This window comes from Phenylobacterium sp. FG114 (assembly GCF_057809855.1).
The window spans coordinates 25,601-39,737 of sequence record NZ_JBMDKU010000009.1 but is presented as its reverse complement, the minus strand read 5'-3'; the positions used below and the strand labels follow the sequence as shown (position 1 = coordinate 39,737).

16 protein-coding genes and 1 pseudogene are annotated in these 14,137 nt (G+C 68.3%); 10 read left to right on the top strand and 7 right to left on the bottom strand.

Annotated features, from left to right (window positions below; genetic code table 11):
* Window positions 1-112: 112 nt before the first annotated feature.
* Window positions 113-211: pseudogene (locus ACODSY_RS16200) on the top strand (PEPxxWA-CTERM sorting domain-containing protein); the annotation flags it as partial.
* A gap of 56 nt (window positions 212-267) precedes the next feature.
* On the opposite strand, the gene ACODSY_RS16195 reads toward ACODSY_RS16200, so the two are convergent.
* Window positions 268-1,182, bottom strand: a complete 915-nt coding sequence (locus ACODSY_RS16195; protein ID WP_488952801.1) for an oxygenase MpaB family protein — start codon at window positions 1,180-1,182, stop codon at window positions 268-270.
* Window positions 1,183-1,292: 110 nt separating this feature from the next.
* Window positions 1,293-2,015, bottom strand: a complete 723-nt coding sequence (locus tag ACODSY_RS16190) for a helix-turn-helix transcriptional regulator (RefSeq protein WP_488952800.1) — start codon at window positions 2,013-2,015, stop codon at window positions 1,293-1,295.
* 78 nt (window positions 2,016-2,093) lie between these two features.
* Between ACODSY_RS16190 and ACODSY_RS16185 the strand changes: the two genes are divergently transcribed.
* The 5 genes from ACODSY_RS16185 (at window position 2,094) to ptsN (ending at window position 6,292) form a co-directional block, all read left to right on the top strand.
* Window positions 2,094-2,825, top strand: coding sequence for a glutathione S-transferase family protein (locus ACODSY_RS16185; protein ID WP_488952799.1), 732 nt, complete (start codon window positions 2,094-2,096; stop codon window positions 2,823-2,825).
* Window positions 2,826-2,900: 75 nt separating this feature from the next.
* Complete coding sequence (gene rpoN / locus ACODSY_RS16180; protein WP_488952798.1) at window positions 2,901-4,391, top strand: RNA polymerase factor sigma-54; 1,491 nt, start codon at window positions 2,901-2,903, stop codon at window positions 4,389-4,391.
* A 58-nt stretch (window positions 4,392-4,449) separates the two neighbouring features.
* Entirely contained in the window at window positions 4,450-5,088 is a 639-nt protein-coding gene (locus tag ACODSY_RS16175) for an exopolysaccharide biosynthesis protein (protein ID WP_488952797.1), read from the top strand.
* A 32-nt stretch (window positions 5,089-5,120) separates the two neighbouring features.
* Window positions 5,121-5,756: a ribosome hibernation-promoting factor, HPF/YfiA family gene (gene hpf / locus ACODSY_RS16170; RefSeq protein ID WP_488952965.1), complete on the top strand. Its 636-nt coding sequence runs from the start codon at window positions 5,121-5,123 to the stop codon at window positions 5,754-5,756.
* Window positions 5,757-5,824: 68 nt separating this feature from the next.
* Window positions 5,825-6,292 carry a PTS IIA-like nitrogen regulatory protein PtsN gene (gene ptsN, locus ACODSY_RS16165; protein WP_488952796.1) on the top strand — a complete coding sequence of 156 codons (468 nt, stop codon included), beginning with the start codon at window positions 5,825-5,827 and terminating at the stop codon, window positions 6,290-6,292.
* 61 nt (window positions 6,293-6,353) lie between these two features.
* Here the strand turns inward: ptsN and ACODSY_RS16160 are convergent, their stop codons facing one another.
* The 3 genes from ACODSY_RS16160 to ACODSY_RS16150 form a co-directional block, all read right to left on the bottom strand.
* Window positions 6,354-6,623 carry a DUF1150 family protein gene (locus tag ACODSY_RS16160; protein ID WP_488952795.1) on the bottom strand — a complete coding sequence of 90 codons (270 nt, stop codon included), beginning with the start codon at window positions 6,621-6,623 and terminating at the stop codon, window positions 6,354-6,356.
* Between the two features lie 97 nt (window positions 6,624-6,720).
* Window positions 6,721-7,146: an Hsp20 family protein gene (locus tag ACODSY_RS16155; protein ID WP_488952794.1), complete on the bottom strand. Its 426-nt coding sequence runs from the start codon at window positions 7,144-7,146 to the stop codon at window positions 6,721-6,723.
* Between the two features lie 128 nt (window positions 7,147-7,274).
* The gene (locus ACODSY_RS16150) at window positions 7,275-7,796 is read right to left on the bottom strand and encodes a hypothetical protein (RefSeq protein WP_488952793.1); all 522 of its coding nucleotides are present in this window, start codon (window positions 7,794-7,796) and stop codon (window positions 7,275-7,277) included.
* A 313-nt stretch (window positions 7,797-8,109) separates the two neighbouring features.
* Here ACODSY_RS16150 and ACODSY_RS16145 point away from each other — a divergent pair, with 313 nt between their 5' ends.
* Entirely contained in the window at window positions 8,110-9,441 is a 1,332-nt protein-coding gene (locus tag ACODSY_RS16145) for a tyrosine-type recombinase/integrase (RefSeq protein ID WP_488952792.1), read from the top strand.
* A gap of 69 nt (window positions 9,442-9,510) precedes the next feature.
* On the opposite strand, the gene ACODSY_RS16140 is transcribed toward ACODSY_RS16145, so the two are convergent.
* Window positions 9,511-10,698 carry a PAS domain S-box protein gene (locus ACODSY_RS16140; RefSeq protein ID WP_488952791.1) on the bottom strand — a complete coding sequence of 396 codons (1,188 nt, stop codon included), beginning with the start codon at window positions 10,696-10,698 and terminating at the stop codon, window positions 9,511-9,513.
* Between the two features lie 287 nt (window positions 10,699-10,985).
* Between ACODSY_RS16140 and ACODSY_RS16135 the strand changes: the two genes are divergently transcribed.
* From ACODSY_RS16135 to ACODSY_RS16125, 3 genes are all read left to right on the top strand, one after another.
* The gene (locus tag ACODSY_RS16135) at window positions 10,986-12,158 is read left to right on the top strand and encodes an acetyl-CoA C-acetyltransferase (protein ID WP_488952790.1); all 1,173 of its coding nucleotides are present in this window, start codon (window positions 10,986-10,988) and stop codon (window positions 12,156-12,158) included.
* Window positions 12,159-12,814: 656 nt separating this feature from the next.
* Window positions 12,815-13,165: a DUF167 domain-containing protein gene (locus ACODSY_RS16130; protein ID WP_488952964.1), complete on the top strand. Its 351-nt coding sequence runs from the start codon at window positions 12,815-12,817 to the stop codon at window positions 13,163-13,165.
* A gap of 133 nt (window positions 13,166-13,298) precedes the next feature.
* On the top strand, window positions 13,299-13,508 hold the full coding sequence (locus ACODSY_RS16125) for a hypothetical protein (RefSeq protein WP_488952789.1): 210 nt from the start codon (window positions 13,299-13,301) through the stop codon (window positions 13,506-13,508).
* Window positions 13,509-13,607: 99 nt separating this feature from the next.
* Here ACODSY_RS16125 and ACODSY_RS16120 read toward each other — a convergent pair whose 3' ends face one another.
* Window positions 13,608-14,135: an NADH-quinone oxidoreductase subunit B family protein gene (locus ACODSY_RS16120; protein WP_488952788.1), complete on the bottom strand. Its 528-nt coding sequence runs from the start codon at window positions 14,133-14,135 to the stop codon at window positions 13,608-13,610.
* Window positions 14,136-14,137 lie beyond the last annotated feature (2 nt).

Below are 14,137 nucleotides of genomic sequence, written 5' to 3'. Positions count from 1 at the left end.
CGCGAAGGTGTTCTTCGACTTCAGCGACGGCACGCGCTCGGAAGGCTTCCTGCGCGCAGTTCCCGGCCAGGCCAACGCCTCCACTTTCGTGACGGAGCGCATCGTCAACGCCGCCGTGCCGGAACCGACCACCTGGGCCCTGATGATCGCCGGCTTCGGCGGCGCCGGGGCGATGCTCCGTCGCCGCGCCCGCCTCGCCCCCCTGGCCTAGCCGGTCCCTGCGACGCACGGCGACGGCAGGGCCGTGGGCGGGCGGACCTCGGGCCGTCAGAGAGGCGCGGGCGACGTCAACGCGAGTTCCGCCGCACGTCGGCGGGCCCGCGCTTCGGCGCTGTTGGTGAGGGCCCAGCGCATGGCGTAGCCGAGCGCCCTGATCGCCCCGCGTGAAGCCGCGCGCCGGGGCGGCGAGAGCCGGAACCCGTGCAGCGTCGCCGCCCAGTCCGGCAGGAGGTCCTTCGCCGCGTCGAAGGCAGCCGCCATGGCCGGGGCGGCGGCTGCGCTGGGCGCGGGCTGCGCGGCGAGAGCGTCGGCGACGGCCTGCGTGCGGTGGTCGTACCGGAGCCTCGGACGGATGTCTCGGAGGTACGCGGCGACTTCCGCGCGGGAGGTGGGCACGCGAGGCGCCCCCAGCCTGCGTGCGACCTCAGCGTACTCCCGATAGTAGCGATCCTGTTCCGCCGGCGGGAAGCCGGGGTCTACATAGCGAAGGTAGGCGGCGAGAAAGCAACTGACCTCCGCGACATGAACCCAGGTGAGGAGGTCGGCGTCATTCGCCGAGTAGGGGACGCCCTCAGGGAGCTCGCCGGAAACCTGGTCGTGGATCCTGCGGACATGGTCGATCAGCGCCTGGGCCTCCGCGCGATCGCCGTAGGTCGTGCCGGCGATGAAGCGGGCTGTGCGACGCAGCCGCCCCAGCATGTCCTTCCGAAAGTCGGAATGGTCCCAGACGCCGGCCAGGGCGCCGGGATGGAGCATCTGCAGGTAGAGCGCCGCAATGCCGCCGACCATCATGCTGGTGAAATCGCCGTGCACCTTCCAGCAGGCGCTTTCGGGCCCGAAGAAACCCGTGTCTCTTCGGCTCCGCTCGATGGTGTCGTCACCGGTCCCCCCGACGAGGTTGCGGACCTGCTGCACGACCGCGTGACGCAGGCGGGAGGAGGCGAGGACATTGAGAGGCGGCATCGCCGCGAACATAGGCGTTCCAGGGGCGCGCGGAAGTGGCGTCGGCGCGCGCATGCCGGCCGTCCGCAACGACTCGCGCCGCATGCGCCTCAGGGGACGGGAGGAAGGGCCTATTCCGCCGCCTGCGCCTCGCGGGCGTGCATTGCCGCCCACTGCTCCTGCTGACGGCGGCGCCAGCGGGCGCGCAGCGAGGCGGGTCGGTCGGGGTAACGGTCCTCGGTGAAGACGGCGGCCACCACCCGGTCGGTGCGGAAGCTGCGGAAGTCGGCGCGCACCTCGCACCAGGCCACGATCAACCGGCTGGTCTCGTAGTAGCCGACGGCGAAGGGCCACACCGTGCGGCCCGTCTCGCGCTCCTGCTCGTCGCGATAGGTGAGCACGATCTTGCGGCCCGCCCGGATCGCCTGTCGCACGCCGGCCATGTCGATGTTGTCGGGCATGGCCTTCCAGCTGGGCGCCGCGCGGGTGGCGGGCTCGACCACCAGGGGGCGAAGGTTCTCGGGGATCACCGCGCCGATCTTGGCGATCAGGTCCTCGGCGGCCCGGCGCAGGGCCGGGTCGCCGCGGGCGGCCACCATCTGGGCGCCCAGCACCGCAGCCTCCACCTCCTCGGGCGTCAGCATCAGGGGCGGCAGGTCGAAGCCGTCCTCCAGGACGTAGCCCACCCCCGCCTCGCCGCGGATCGGCGCGCGCTGGCCGATCAGGTCGGCGATGTCGCGATAGACCGTGCGCTTGGAGGTCTCGAGCTCCTCGGCGATGGCGTCGGCGGTGATCGGGCGCTGGGTTCGGCGCAGGATCTGGATGATCTGGAACAGGCGATCGGCCCTGCGCATGTTCACCCACCGTTCTGCTGACAGAATGCTGTCAGCAAGGCCGCGTCATAGTGTCCCTGTCAATAAGGGAGAGAGCAGATGATCACGCTTTACGGCGTCGGCGAGGGCTTCGGACTTCCCGAGATCAGCCCCTACGTCACCAAGACCGAGGTCCAGCTCAAGATGGCCGGCGTGGCCTATGAGAAGGTCCGCGCGCGGCCGGACGAGTCGCCGAAGGGCCAGGTGCCGTTCATCGACGCGAACGGCGTCCGCATCGCCGACTCCACCTTCATCCGCGGCTACGTCGAGCGCACCTGCGGCGTCGACTTCGACGAGGGGCTGGACCCCGTGCAGCGCGCCCAGGCCTGGGCCATCGAGCGGATGGTCGAGAACCACCTGTGCTGGACCCTGGTGACCGAGCGCTGGCTGGACGCCGAGAATTTCGCCAAGGGCCCGGCCCACTTCTTCGACGGCGCGCCCGAGGGCGTGCGCGAGATGGTGCTGGAGGAGGTGCGCAGAAATGTCCGGGCGGTCGGCATCGGACGCCACACCGACCTGGAAGTGGTCGCCCTGGCGGTGCGGTCCCTGGCCGCGCTCTCGGCCCTGCTGGGCGACAAGCCCTACCTGTTCGGCGCTCGTCCGTGCGGCGCCGACGCCACCGTCTTCGCGGTGCTGGCGGGGATCCTGACCCCTTACTTCACGGGGGAAATCCGCCGTCGCGCCGAGGGTTTCGGCAACCTCGTGGCCTATGTCGACCGGCTGATGGCGCGGTTCTATCCCGAGTTCGAATGGGACCTGGAATCGAGCGTCCACGCGCCCATCGCCGCTTAATCGCGGCGGCGTTAACCAGTCAGTGGGGATCGCCCCCTAGCTTGTGAAGCAAGAAACAGGCCAGGGGGCGGTTCGTTGGCGCTCAGCGCACGACTTGAGATTCGGCAGGGGCAGGGGCTGGTCATCACGCCCCAGCTGCAGCAGGCGATCAAGCTGCTGCAGATGTCGAATCTCGAGCTCGAAGCCTTCGTCGAGGCCGAGCTCGAACGCAATCCGCTGCTCCAGCGCGACGAGAGCGAAAACGAGTCGTCGGACGGCCCGCAGGACGAGGCCATGGGGGTCGCCGAGCACGCCGCCGACGCCGAGGCTCGCGCCGACCTGGACACCTCTCACGACGAGGCCTCGCCCGGCGAGCGCGCCACGGGCGACGCGCCGGAAGTGGCCGACGCGGGCGGCGCCATCGACTGGTCCAAGGCCGGCTCCGGCGGCAGCTTCGATCGCGACGAAGGCGACTTCGAGGGCGTGCTCGCCCGTGAGAAGACCCTGACGGAACACCTGCAGGACCAGCTCTCGGCCTCGGGCCTCTCGCCCACCGAGACGGTCGTCGCCGGCGTCCTGATCGACGCGGTTGACGAGGGCGGCTACCTGCGCGCCGAGGTGCTGGACGTGGCCGAGCGCCTGGGTTGCGCGCCGTCGCTGGTGGAGAAGGTGCTGGGCGTGGTCCAGGGCTTCGACCCCGTCGGCGTGGCCGCTCGCGACGTGCGCGAATGCCTGATGATCCAGCTCAAGGACCAGAACCGGTACGATCCGGCCATCGGCGCCCTGCTGGACAACCTGCCCCTGCTCGCCAGGCGCGACCTGGCGGCGCTCAAGAAGGTCTGCGGCGTCGACGACGAGGACCTGCGCGACATGATCGCGGAGATCCGCGGCCTGACGCCACGGCCCGGCGCGGCCTTCCCCGGCGGCGAGGCGGCCTCGGCCGTGGCGCCTGACGTGCTCGTGCGCGAGGGCCCCGGCGGCCTCTGGCACGTGGAGCTGAACACCGACACCCTGCCGCGCCTGCTGGTCGACCAGCGCTACCACGCCCGCGTGTCGGGCCAGTCCAAGACCGACCAGGAGAAGACCTTCGTCTCGGACTGCCTGGCCCAGGCCAGCTGGCTGATGAAGAGCCTGGACCAGCGCGCCCGGACCATCCTGAAGGTCAGCTCCGAGATCGTGCGCCAGCAGGACGCCTTCCTGGCCTACGGCGTCGAGCACCTGCGCCCGCTGAACCTGAAGACCATCGCCGACGCCATCGGCATGCACGAGTCCACCGTCAGTCGGGTGACGTCGAACAAGTACATGGCCACCCCGCGCGGCCTGTTCGAGATGAAGTTCTTCTTCACCTCGGCCATCGCCTCGACCGAGGGCGGCGAGGCCCACTCGGCCGAGAGCGTGCGCCACAAGATCAAGCAGCTCATCGACGCCGAGGCCAGGGAGGCCGACGTGCACTCCGACGACCGGATCGTCGAGATCCTCAAGGACGCCGGCGTCGACATCGCCCGGCGCACGGTCGCCAAGTATCGCGAGGCGATGCGGATCCCCTCCTCTGTCGACCGTCGAAGGATGCTGAAGGAACCGGCCTAGCCGAATTCCGCGTTAGGCCACTTGGCGCCGTCACCCGCACGCGCCAGATGGAACCTGCATGTCTGACGCCACCGAGACGGCCAACCCACCTGAGGGACTTCCGCTGTCGGGGGTGCTGCTCGAGATCGTCGATCACGCCGAACCGCGGATCTCGGTCGAGGCGATGATGCAGAAGTTCGGCGGCCGGGCGATCGGCGCCCTGCTGTTCGTCTTCGGCCTGGCCTGCATGCTGCCCCTGCCTCCGGGCGCGACCACCATCTTCGGCTTCCCGCTGCTGCTCCTGGCGCCCCAACTGGTGATCGGCGCTGGCGCGCCCTGGCTGCCCGAGCAGGTCAAGCGCCGCACGCTGTCCACCGCCGACCTGCGCAAGGGCCTGCCGAAGCTGATCCCGACGCTGCAGAAGGTCGAGGCGATCTCCAAGCCACGGATGGTGATCCTGTTCGGCTCGGTGGGCGAGCGGGTGCTGGGCGTAGTCTGCACGGCGCTGGCCCTGGTGCTGATCCTGCCCATTCCCGGCGGCAACATCCTGCCCGCGATGGCGGTGTCGGCGCTGTCCTTCGCCCTCATCCAGCGCGACGGACTGATCGCGCTCGTCGGTTATGCGCTGGCGGTCACCAGCGCCTCGGTGCTCGTTTTGGCGGCTCACATTATCGTCAGGATGTTCCACCACGTCTGGACCGTCGTCGCACCCGCTTGACACCATCCGCGCCGAGGCGCGTTCATCATCACATGCAAGTCCAAGTGACCGGCAAACATGTCGATGTCGGCGAGGCTCTGCGATCGCGAGTCTCTGACGAACTCACCAGCAGCATCTTGAAATATTTCGATCGCGACGGCGGCGGCGCCGACGTGGTCGTCAGCAGGGAAGGAAGCGCCTTCAAGGTCGACTGCGCCGTCACCCTGGCCTCAGGCCAGCAACTGACCACCCAGGGGATTGGCGGCGACGCGCACCTCGCCTTCGATGCGGCGCTCGAAAAGATGTCCAAGCGCATTCGCCGCTACAAGAACCGCCTGAAGAGCCACCACGGCCAGGCCCTCGCGAAGCAGGCCGAGAGCGCAGCCTATTTCGTCATCGCCTCGCCCGATCTCGACGAGGAGGAGGACGTCGACGACGGCGGCCCGCAGGCTTTCGCGGAACCCATGATTATCGCCGAGACCGAACGCCCGGTCCGCTCGATGACGGTTTCTATGGCGGTCATGGAATTGGACCTGACCGAAGCTCAAACAATCGTGTTCCGAAACGCCGCGCACGGCGGACTTTCGGTGGTATATCGCCGCCCCGACGGGAATATCGGCTGGATCGATCCCGAGCGGACGAAAGGCCGAAACGGGGCGGAGGGGGATCAGGCCGCTTCGGCCCACTAATTGCTGGCGACCACGCGGGCGGCCTTCCCCGGCCGGCCCGCGCGGATTGGGGTTAGTTCTTCAAGACCATGAACATCGGTGAATTGCTGGATCGCACCGCGATCTCCGCGCGTGTGAGCGCGGCCAACAAGAAGAAGGCCCTGGCAGTGATCGCCGAGATCGCGGCCCGCAATTTCGGCCTGGAACCCGGCGAGGTGCTGGAGGCTCTCGTGGAACGCGAGGCGGCCGGCTCGACCGGGGTGGGTCACGGCGTGGCCGTTCCGCACGCGCGACTGGAAGGCCTGCAGCGGATTCGCGGCATCTTCGTGCGCCTGGATCAGCCGGTGGAATTCGAATCGGTGGACGACCAGCCGGTTGACCTGCTGTTCGCGCTGTTCGCGCCCAAGAACGCCGGCGCCGAACATCTGCGCGCGCTGGCCCGCGTCTCGCGCCTGCTGCGCCAAGGCGAGCTGCGAGAGCAGCTCCGTAAGGCGCGCTCGGCGGATGCGGTCCACGCCTTGCTGGTTCAGGACGCTTCGGCCCGGCCCGCGGCCTAGCCGCCACGAAAAAGGCCGGCGGATGTCGCCGGCCTTTCCGAAAATCGCGAGGCGGTCGGACCTAGTGGACCGACACCGGAGCGAGCTCGTGCGCCAGGGCCGCGGCCATCGCCGAGTCCTTGTCGGTCAGCACGGCGAGGCGCTCACCATCGGCGCGGTGAACCGCATAAAGGGTCTGGTCGGGATCGAGCTCGAAGCTCTGGATCTGCGCCGCGGGCGTGCTGGCGATGATCTCCGCCGCCTTGATCGGGCGGACATAGACCAGATTCGGGGCGCCCAGCGCCGCGAACGCTTCCATCGTAAGAACAGGTGTCATCATGACCACCTCCATGAAACTCAACGCTCCGAAAGGCCGCGGGTTCAGCGCACCTTTCTTTTAACAGGACCCCAGCTCATCCGGCGGTCCCCTTGATTAGTCTTGGCGAAGCTCACCCGGCCGCACGGATGGGGATCGACTGCACCCTTTTTTCCGGTACGGGCCGCGCCAGGTCGATGTGGAGCAGGCCATGCTCCAGGGTCGCGCCCTCGACCACCATGCCGTCGGCGAGCACGAAGCTGCGGATGAAGCCTCGGGCCGCGATGCCACGGTGAATATAGGCCTCCTCGGACTTGCCCGGGGCCTGTCCTTCGCGTTTTCCGGCGACCACCAGCTGGCGATCCTCGACGGTCACCTGGAGCTGGTCGGGCGAGAAGCCCGCGACGGCCAGGGTGATCCGCAAGGCGCCTTCGCCGCGATCCTCCACGTTGTAGGGGGGATAGCTCTCGGCGGCGGCTTTTGCCGCCCGCTCGATCAGGCTTCGCGTGTGCTCGAAGCCCAGCAGGAACGGGCTGTCGAAGATCAGACTACGGTTCATCCTTCAGAGTCCTCGCTTGAAGCGACTCTCCGGTCGAACCGCCCGGCATCGGCTCGGTCGACCGGACCTTCCCTATGTGGGGATCGATACGGCCACGATCAATGTCCGGAGGTGGGCGGGCCCTGCGCTCAGCGAACGCGGAACTCAATGGGCGCGCCATCGAAATAGCCTGCGCCGTCCGCGGCCACGACGCGGATCACCACCGTGTGGGCTCCGCGCGCGACGGCGGAGCTAGGCAGGGTGGCCGCGAAGCCCGTCTGGCCCAGCTTCTCGTTCTTGAAGTAGCTCGCGACGTCGCCCCGCGGCTGCCCATACTTGGCGCCGTGGGCGACGCCGTCGATCACGATGTCGACGGCCTTGGCGGCGGTCTTGCCGACGGGATCGTAGGCCCATCCCGCGAAGGTCACCGGGACGCCGCCCCGGATCACGCCCGCCTTGCTGCGCGGGTCGGCGGCCTCATTGATCAGGTCCAGCGAGAACATGGCCGCCTCGGGACGCGCGGGCAGGCCCCCCGACGCCGGCGCCGCGAGGGTCGGCGCGCTGGCATGGGCCGCAGCCGCTGCGGCCACCGCGCCCGGCCGGGGTTTCGGATTGTCGCAAGCGCTGAGCGCTATCAGCGGGATCGCGGCGAGCGGCAGGGCGGCTTTCACGGGGACCTCCGAGGAAGAAGGCGTTGATTGCCACAACCCCCCGTCGTCGAGAAGCAACCCGAAACGGAGAAGGCCCGCCGGGGTTACCGGCGGGCCTTCATGGTGGAGCTAAGGAGAGTCGAACTCCTGACCTCTTGAATGCCATGGGCCCCGGAGGCCATTTTCGGCCTGTTTCAGGCGATCTCATTTCGTTTCTAAACCATTGTGGGAGTTGAAGAAAGGGAGGTTTTGGGCAAAACTGGGAACGGGTGAAACCTGGGTACCAATTTTGCCTGCTGGTACCCATGCGGTACCCAGAAAAGGGCCTCCTGCGATGCCGAAACTGACTGAAAAACTGGTCGCCGCGCTGCCCTCCGAGGCCGCCGAGTACGTCGTTTGGGACACAGACGTCACGGGCCTGGGCGTGCGGGTCCGGCCCACGGGATCGAAGAGCTTCATCCTGGTCTATCGGCGGGGCGGCAAGAAGCGGAAGCACACCATGGGTCCGTTGAGGGCGGACTACGGCGTGAAGGAAGCCCGCGACCGCGCCGGCGACTTGCTGCACGGCCTGCGCAGCGGCGTCGACCCCCAGGACGCCAAGGCCGAGGAACGCGGGGCGATCAGCGTCTGCGAACTCGCCGACGCCTACCTGGAGGACGGGCCGGCGCTGAAGCCCGAGAAGAAGCAGAGCAGCTGGGACACCGATCGCGGCATCTTCAAGAACCACGTCAAGCCGCTGATCGGCCGGATCCTGGCTCGCGAAGTCACGAAGAACGACGTGGCGATGATGCAGCTCGACATCTCGAAGGGGAAGACCGCCAGGTCCGAGAAGACCGGCCACCGACGCCGCTCCAACGTGAAGGGCGGCAAGCGCATTGCCTCCATGGCCGTCGTGGTGCTCGCCGCCTGCTACCAGTGGGGCATCGAGACCGGCCGGGTGGCCCACAATCCGGCGCGTGGCGTCAAAGGCTTCAAGACGACGCGCCGCGAGCGCTATCTCTCGGAAAGGGAGGTCGCCTGCTTCAGCGAAGCCATCGCCGAGATAGAGCGCGAACAGCCGCGCATGGAGGTGATGGCGGACGCGGTGCGGCTCCTGATGCTCACCGGCTGCCGCAAGAGCGAGATCCTCACCCTGGAATGGGCCTGGGTCGACTGGACCAAGAGCTGCCTGCGCCTGCCGGATTCGAAGACCGGCGCGAAGGTGGTTCCGCTCGCCGACGCCGCCGTCACGATCCTGAAGCGTCGCTGGGCGGCGAACCGCTCCGAACCCGACATGCGCGGTCACAACTCCGGCGAGCGGCCGGAGCCCAAGCGTCGGTCACCCTTCGTGCTGCCCGCGATGAAGGGCGAGGGCTGCTATGTCGGCCTGGGCCACCACTGGGAAATGGTCCGCGTCCGGGCCAACCAGGTCTCGCGCAAGCGCGCCCTGGAAGCCGGCGATCATCCCGATGATGTGCCGCCGCTGACGAATGTGCGGCTGCACGACCTGCGGCACAGTTTCGCGAGCTTCGCCATCGCCGACGGCGCGTCGCTGTTCATGGTCGGCAAGGTGCTGGGTCACAAGCAGTCGCGCACCACTGAGATCTACGCCCACCTGAGCGATGACCCCATCAAACAGGTCGCCAACCGCGCTGCGTCTCGCGTCGTCGCGGCGATGAGTGGCTGAAGGTCGCTGCACCCGGAGGTATCGGCGTTACGCGAACCGTAGAGATTGGATCGCCTTGATGGAGCCGCATCACCCAGCGGACAGGTCCAGCGGGCCCGGGGCGGAACGCCCCTCATTGCCCCTCGACGAACTCGCCTCCGGCGCCAGCACGAACCTGGCCGCCCAGCAGACACCCTCCGGCTCAAAGGTCAGGCGCGAAACCCCGTCGATCTCACGAACGAGCGCGCGTTCAAGCAAGCGAACGCCAAACCCACGGCGGGCGGGCGATTCCGGCGCCGGCGGACCGCCTCGCTCGCGCCACCGGAGGCGAACCTCCTTGTTCGCGCCCAAAGGCGCAGCTGTCCAATCGATGTCGACGACGCCGCCCGGCCGCGACAGAGCGCCATGCTTCGCCGCGTTGGTCGCCAGTTCGTGCACGGTCAGCGCGAGCATGAGGAACGTGTTCGCCGGCAGTCGGAAATCCTCGCCCTGCTGTCGGATGGCGTCGGCGCCGTTCCCTCGGAAGGGTTCCAGCATCGCGTCCATCAGGACCCGGATGGAGACGCTTTCCCACGCACGATCGCTGAGCGCCGAATGGGCCCGCGCAAGGGCCAGGACCCGGTCCTCGAAGAGCGGCCCGAACAGATCGGGGCGGCCGCTGGTTCGGAGCGTCTGCCGCGCGATCGACTGCACCGTGGCCAGGGTGTTCCTCACCCGGTGGTTCAGCTCGGCGACGAGCAAGGCCTGGGTCTCACGCCCACGCCGAAGCTCGGAAATGTCGCGAACGACCTTCGAGACGCCCACAATCTCCCCCGTCGCATCTCGAACCGGGGAGACGGTTAGAGAGACCGGGATCAAGGCCCCATCCCGGCTCTGGCGGAGCGTCTCGTACTGCTCGACACGCTCACCGTGCGCGGCCCGTGACAGGATCTCGGCGACCTCGTGATGACGATCCATCGGCGCCAGGCAGGCGACCAGGTGGCCGAAGACCTCCTCGCTGCGATAGCCGAAAATCCGCTCGGCCGCCGGGTTCCAGGTCCTGATGCGCCCGCCGATGTCCTTTCCGATGATGGCGTCATTCGAGCCCTGAACGATCGCAGCGAGCCATGCTGCGGCGTCGGCGGGGGAGGTCTTGTCGTCAGGCCTTTCGGCATCCACCGAGGCGTCGCCGCAGCTCGAACGCGCGTGACGCCCTGCGCTCGACGGGCGCGCAAGCGCGGCGGGCGGCGCCTGACCGGACTTGCTGTCGTGGCGCGACGCCCGCGTCGACTTGGCCATCGAACTCCCCTTCCAAGAGGCGCCGCCGAGGCACGCGACCCAGGCAGGGTCGGAGCCTGGGCGTTCGGCCGAATGGTACCGCGCCTGGCGCGAGCGGCTAGCTGGACCCGCGATTGCGCGCCTGAGTTTCAGTTATCATAGATGATTGTTTCAACATCATTGATGTGTCTCAATCTATGAATTGTGCTTGATTGCCGCAGGGGCACTCTGGTTGATGCTGCGGTCGATCCGCCCGGGCTGAACCCGAGGCGGACACCACCCGCCCTTCATCATTCCCGGAGCCACCCATGAGCCAAGCCTATATCGTCGCCGCGGCGCGCACGGCCGGCGCCCGAAAGGCCGGACGCCTCGCCGGCTGGCACCCCGCCGACCTCGCCAGCAAGATCCTCGATGCGCTCATCGAACGAACCGGCGCGGATCCCGCCCTGGTTGAGGATGTCATCCTGGGCTGCGTGAGCCAGGTCGGCGAGCAAGCGGGCAACATCGCCAGGAACGCCGTGCTCGCGTCCAAGCTGCCAGAGTCTGTTCCGGCCACGAGCGTCGACCGCCAGTGCGGGTCCTCGCAGCAGGCCCTGCATTTCGCCGCCCAGGCGGTGATGTCAGGGGCCATGGACGTGGTGATCGCCGCGGGCGTGGAGAGCATGACCCGCGTGCCCATGGGCATGTCCTCGGTGCTGCCCGCCAAGAACGGCTTCGGCGTGCCGAAGAGTCCGCGGATGGAAGCGCGCTACCCTGGAATCCAGTTCAGCCAGTTTCTCGGCGCCGAGATGATGGCGAAGAAATACGGGCTCACGCGCGATCAGCTCGACGAGTTCGGCTTCAACAGCCACCAGAAGGCGATCGCCGCGACCCGCGGCGGCCTGTTCCGGGACGAGATCGTCAAGCTGGAGATCACGACGGCCGACGGCGCAGCGGAGACGCATGAGGCGGACGAGGGCATCCGCTTCGAGGGGACCTTGGACGCGATGAAGGCCGTGAAGGCGCTACAGGAGGGCGGAGCGATCACGGCGGCCACGTCGAGCCAGATCTGCGACGGCGCCGCGGGCCTGCTGGTGGTCAACGAGCGGGGATTGAAGGCGCTGGGGGTCGAGCCGCTGGCGCGCATCCATCAGATGACGGTGGGCGGTGGAGACCCGGTGATCATGCTCGAAGCGCCCCTCCCCGCCACTGAACGCGCCCTCAAGCGGGCCGGCATGCAGATGGACGACATCGACCTCTACGAGGTGAACGAGGCCTTCGCGTCCGTGCCGGTGGCCTGGCTGCAGGCCCTCGGCGCCAATCCGGCGCGGCTCAATGTCAACGGCGGCGCGATCGCCCTGGGGCACCCGCTGGGCTGTTCCGGCGCGAAGCTGATGACGACCTTGATCCACGCCCTGAAGCAGCGCGGCATGCGTTATGGCCTGCAGACCATGTGCGAAGGCGGCGGCCTGGCGAACGTGACGATCGTCGAGCGGCTGTAGGCGCCTGCCGGGGGCAAGTCTCGCGATTCGCGCCCGTCCCTTGGGCGGGCGCGACTGGCGGGCGCCTTCGTCGGGCTGAACGAGACTGTCTCGCGCCTGAATCAATTCCTTGATATCTTTGATGATATATTATGTGTCACCATAGATATCTGTAGAAGAATCCGGCGGTGTGACGTCATCGTCCTCGCGGCGATCAACCGCCCTCGGACGCTCGCGCCCGGCAGCTTGATAACCTGGAGCCGAGAATTGGAGCACACGCTTGCCCCGCTTCACCGCTACTTGAAGGATCGTTTTCCCTCGGAAGTTCAGCTCTCGCTTCGCGAAATCGAAGGGATCATAGGGAGCCGACTTCCCGCCGTCGCGGGCGCGGCGCGCTGGTGGGCGACCGTGAGAGCCCCGAAGGCGGGCTCCCATCGCGTGACATGGACCGCGGTTGGATATGAGGCGACCCTGTCCGGCGTCGCCCTCACCGTGAGGTTCCGGGCCAGCGACGCCGCCGGCGGTTCCATGGCCTTGGACCGATTGCGAGACCGCGTCTTTCCCACGAGCAAGCCGGCCACCCTCCATCGGGCAGCGGTCTGGCCGCACGATGGTCTCGGATCCCGGCCTTCGGGAACCGCCAGGCGGCGGTAGCAGGAGGTCGGCGAGTGGGTTCGATGAAACGCAGCGGCGGCGCGAGCCCTCGCGCCCAGGACAACGCGACCTTCTTCTGGTGGGAGGCGGACACCTTGGTGGTCAACATCCTTGGCAAGCCCAGCGCCAGCCGCGACGCCATCGGCAAGCCCAAGGGGAGCCAGTTGAAGGTCAGCGTGACGGCGGCTCCGCACCTGGGACGGGCCACCGATCACATGGTGCGGTTCCTCGCGAAGGAGTTCGAGGTCTCCCCGGCGGCCATCACCGTGGTGTTCGGACAGATGAACGTGAACAAGCAACTGCGGATCGTCGCGCCCAAGCGGCTGCCCGCGGTCTTCCAGCAAGGGGACCTCTTTCAGGCAGGCTCCGGATGAACAGCCCGCCCTCGGTTGAGTCGCACCCTGGCGTGGAGAGGGTTGCGCGCCAGGCGGCGTCGGTCACAAAGTTGGGGCGGGCGTGCGAGGCGTGCCCCACCCGCCCGTCGGGCGAGCAGAGGAGGCGAGGGTTTTGAGGAAGGCCTCGGAATATCGCGCTCACGCCGAAGACTGCCGCGTGCTGGCCCGCCGGATGAAGACCGACACGCAGCGCGAGACCTTGCTGCGGATGGCGGCGGACTGGGAGGAGATGGCGACCTATCGTGTGCGCCTGATCGCGCTGCATCCCGAACTCGCCAAGGAAGGCGAACAGCAGGAGGAAGGTCTGACGCCCCCACCGTAGGCGTCTCGGCGTTGGAGGGGTCTTCCGCAGCATGGCGTTCGCCGAGGGCCGTGGCCGACCGCGAAGGAAGCCCGCCGCGGCCTTCCGGCGCGCGGGCGCCTATCCGCGGCGACCCTGGTCGATAAGGCTCAGCAGTCCCCGCAGCAGCGCCGTCGGGTTGGGCGGGCAGCCGGGGATGTGGAGGTCCACCGGGATCACCTGCGCGACCGAGCCCACACAGGCGTAGCTCTTCGCGAAAACGCCGCAGCCGCCGGCGCAGTCGCCGGCCGCCACCACCCATTTGGGGTTGGGCGTCGCCGCGTACGTGCGCTCCAGCGCCTCGCGCATGTTCTTCGTCACCGGGCCGGTGACCAGCAGAATGTCGGCGTGCCGGGGCGAGGCCACGAACCGCAGACCGAACCGCTCAAGGTCATAGTAGCTGTTGCCGAGCGCGTTGATCTCGAGTTCGCAGGCGTTGCAGGAGCCGGCGTCGATCTCCCGGATGGAGAGGCTCCGGCCCAGGCGCCGGCGCGCGGCCTGGCCAAGCTCGGCGGCCAGCCGCGCCAGCGCCGCGCTGGCCTCGGGATCCGCCCCCGGGCCGGGTTCTGTGAGCGGGCGCAAGAGACCCTGCAGCAGGAGGTTCGCCATCG

What these genes read in the sequence shown, in the direction of transcription:
- ACODSY_RS16195 (WP_488952801.1), bottom strand. Translation starts at nt 1,182, where the DNA reads ATGCCGCCTCTCAATGTCCTCGCCTCCTCCCGCCTGCGTCACGCGGTC.
- ACODSY_RS16130 (WP_488952964.1), top strand. Translation starts at nt 12,815, where the DNA reads ATGAAACGCAGCGGCGGCGCGAGCCCTCGCGCCCAGGACAACGCGACC.
- ptsN (WP_488952796.1), top strand. Translation starts at nt 5,825, where the DNA reads ATGAACATCGGTGAATTGCTGGATCGCACCGCGATCTCCGCGCGTGTG.
- hpf (WP_488952965.1), top strand. Translation starts at nt 5,121, where the DNA reads ATGCAAGTCCAAGTGACCGGCAAACATGTCGATGTCGGCGAGGCTCTG.
- ACODSY_RS16190 (WP_488952800.1), bottom strand. Translation starts at nt 2,015, where the DNA reads ATGCGCAGGGCCGATCGCCTGTTCCAGATCATCCAGATCCTGCGCCGA.
- ACODSY_RS16185 (WP_488952799.1), top strand. Translation starts at nt 2,094, where the DNA reads ATGATCACGCTTTACGGCGTCGGCGAGGGCTTCGGACTTCCCGAGATC.
- ACODSY_RS16120 (WP_488952788.1), bottom strand. Translation starts at nt 14,135, where the DNA reads ATGGCGAACCTCCTGCTGCAGGGTCTCTTGCGCCCGCTCACAGAACCC.
- ACODSY_RS16175 (WP_488952797.1), top strand. Translation starts at nt 4,450, where the DNA reads ATGTCTGACGCCACCGAGACGGCCAACCCACCTGAGGGACTTCCGCTG.
- ACODSY_RS16155 (WP_488952794.1), bottom strand. Translation starts at nt 7,146, where the DNA reads ATGAACCGTAGTCTGATCTTCGACAGCCCGTTCCTGCTGGGCTTCGAG.
- ACODSY_RS16160 (WP_488952795.1), bottom strand. Translation starts at nt 6,623, where the DNA reads ATGGAGGTGGTCATGATGACACCTGTTCTTACGATGGAAGCGTTCGCG.
- ACODSY_RS16145 (WP_488952792.1), top strand. Translation starts at nt 8,110, where the DNA reads ATGCCGAAACTGACTGAAAAACTGGTCGCCGCGCTGCCCTCCGAGGCC.
- ACODSY_RS16135 (WP_488952790.1), top strand. Translation starts at nt 10,986, where the DNA reads ATGAGCCAAGCCTATATCGTCGCCGCGGCGCGCACGGCCGGCGCCCGA.
- ACODSY_RS16140 (WP_488952791.1), bottom strand. Translation starts at nt 10,698, where the DNA reads ATGGCCAAGTCGACGCGGGCGTCGCGCCACGACAGCAAGTCCGGTCAG.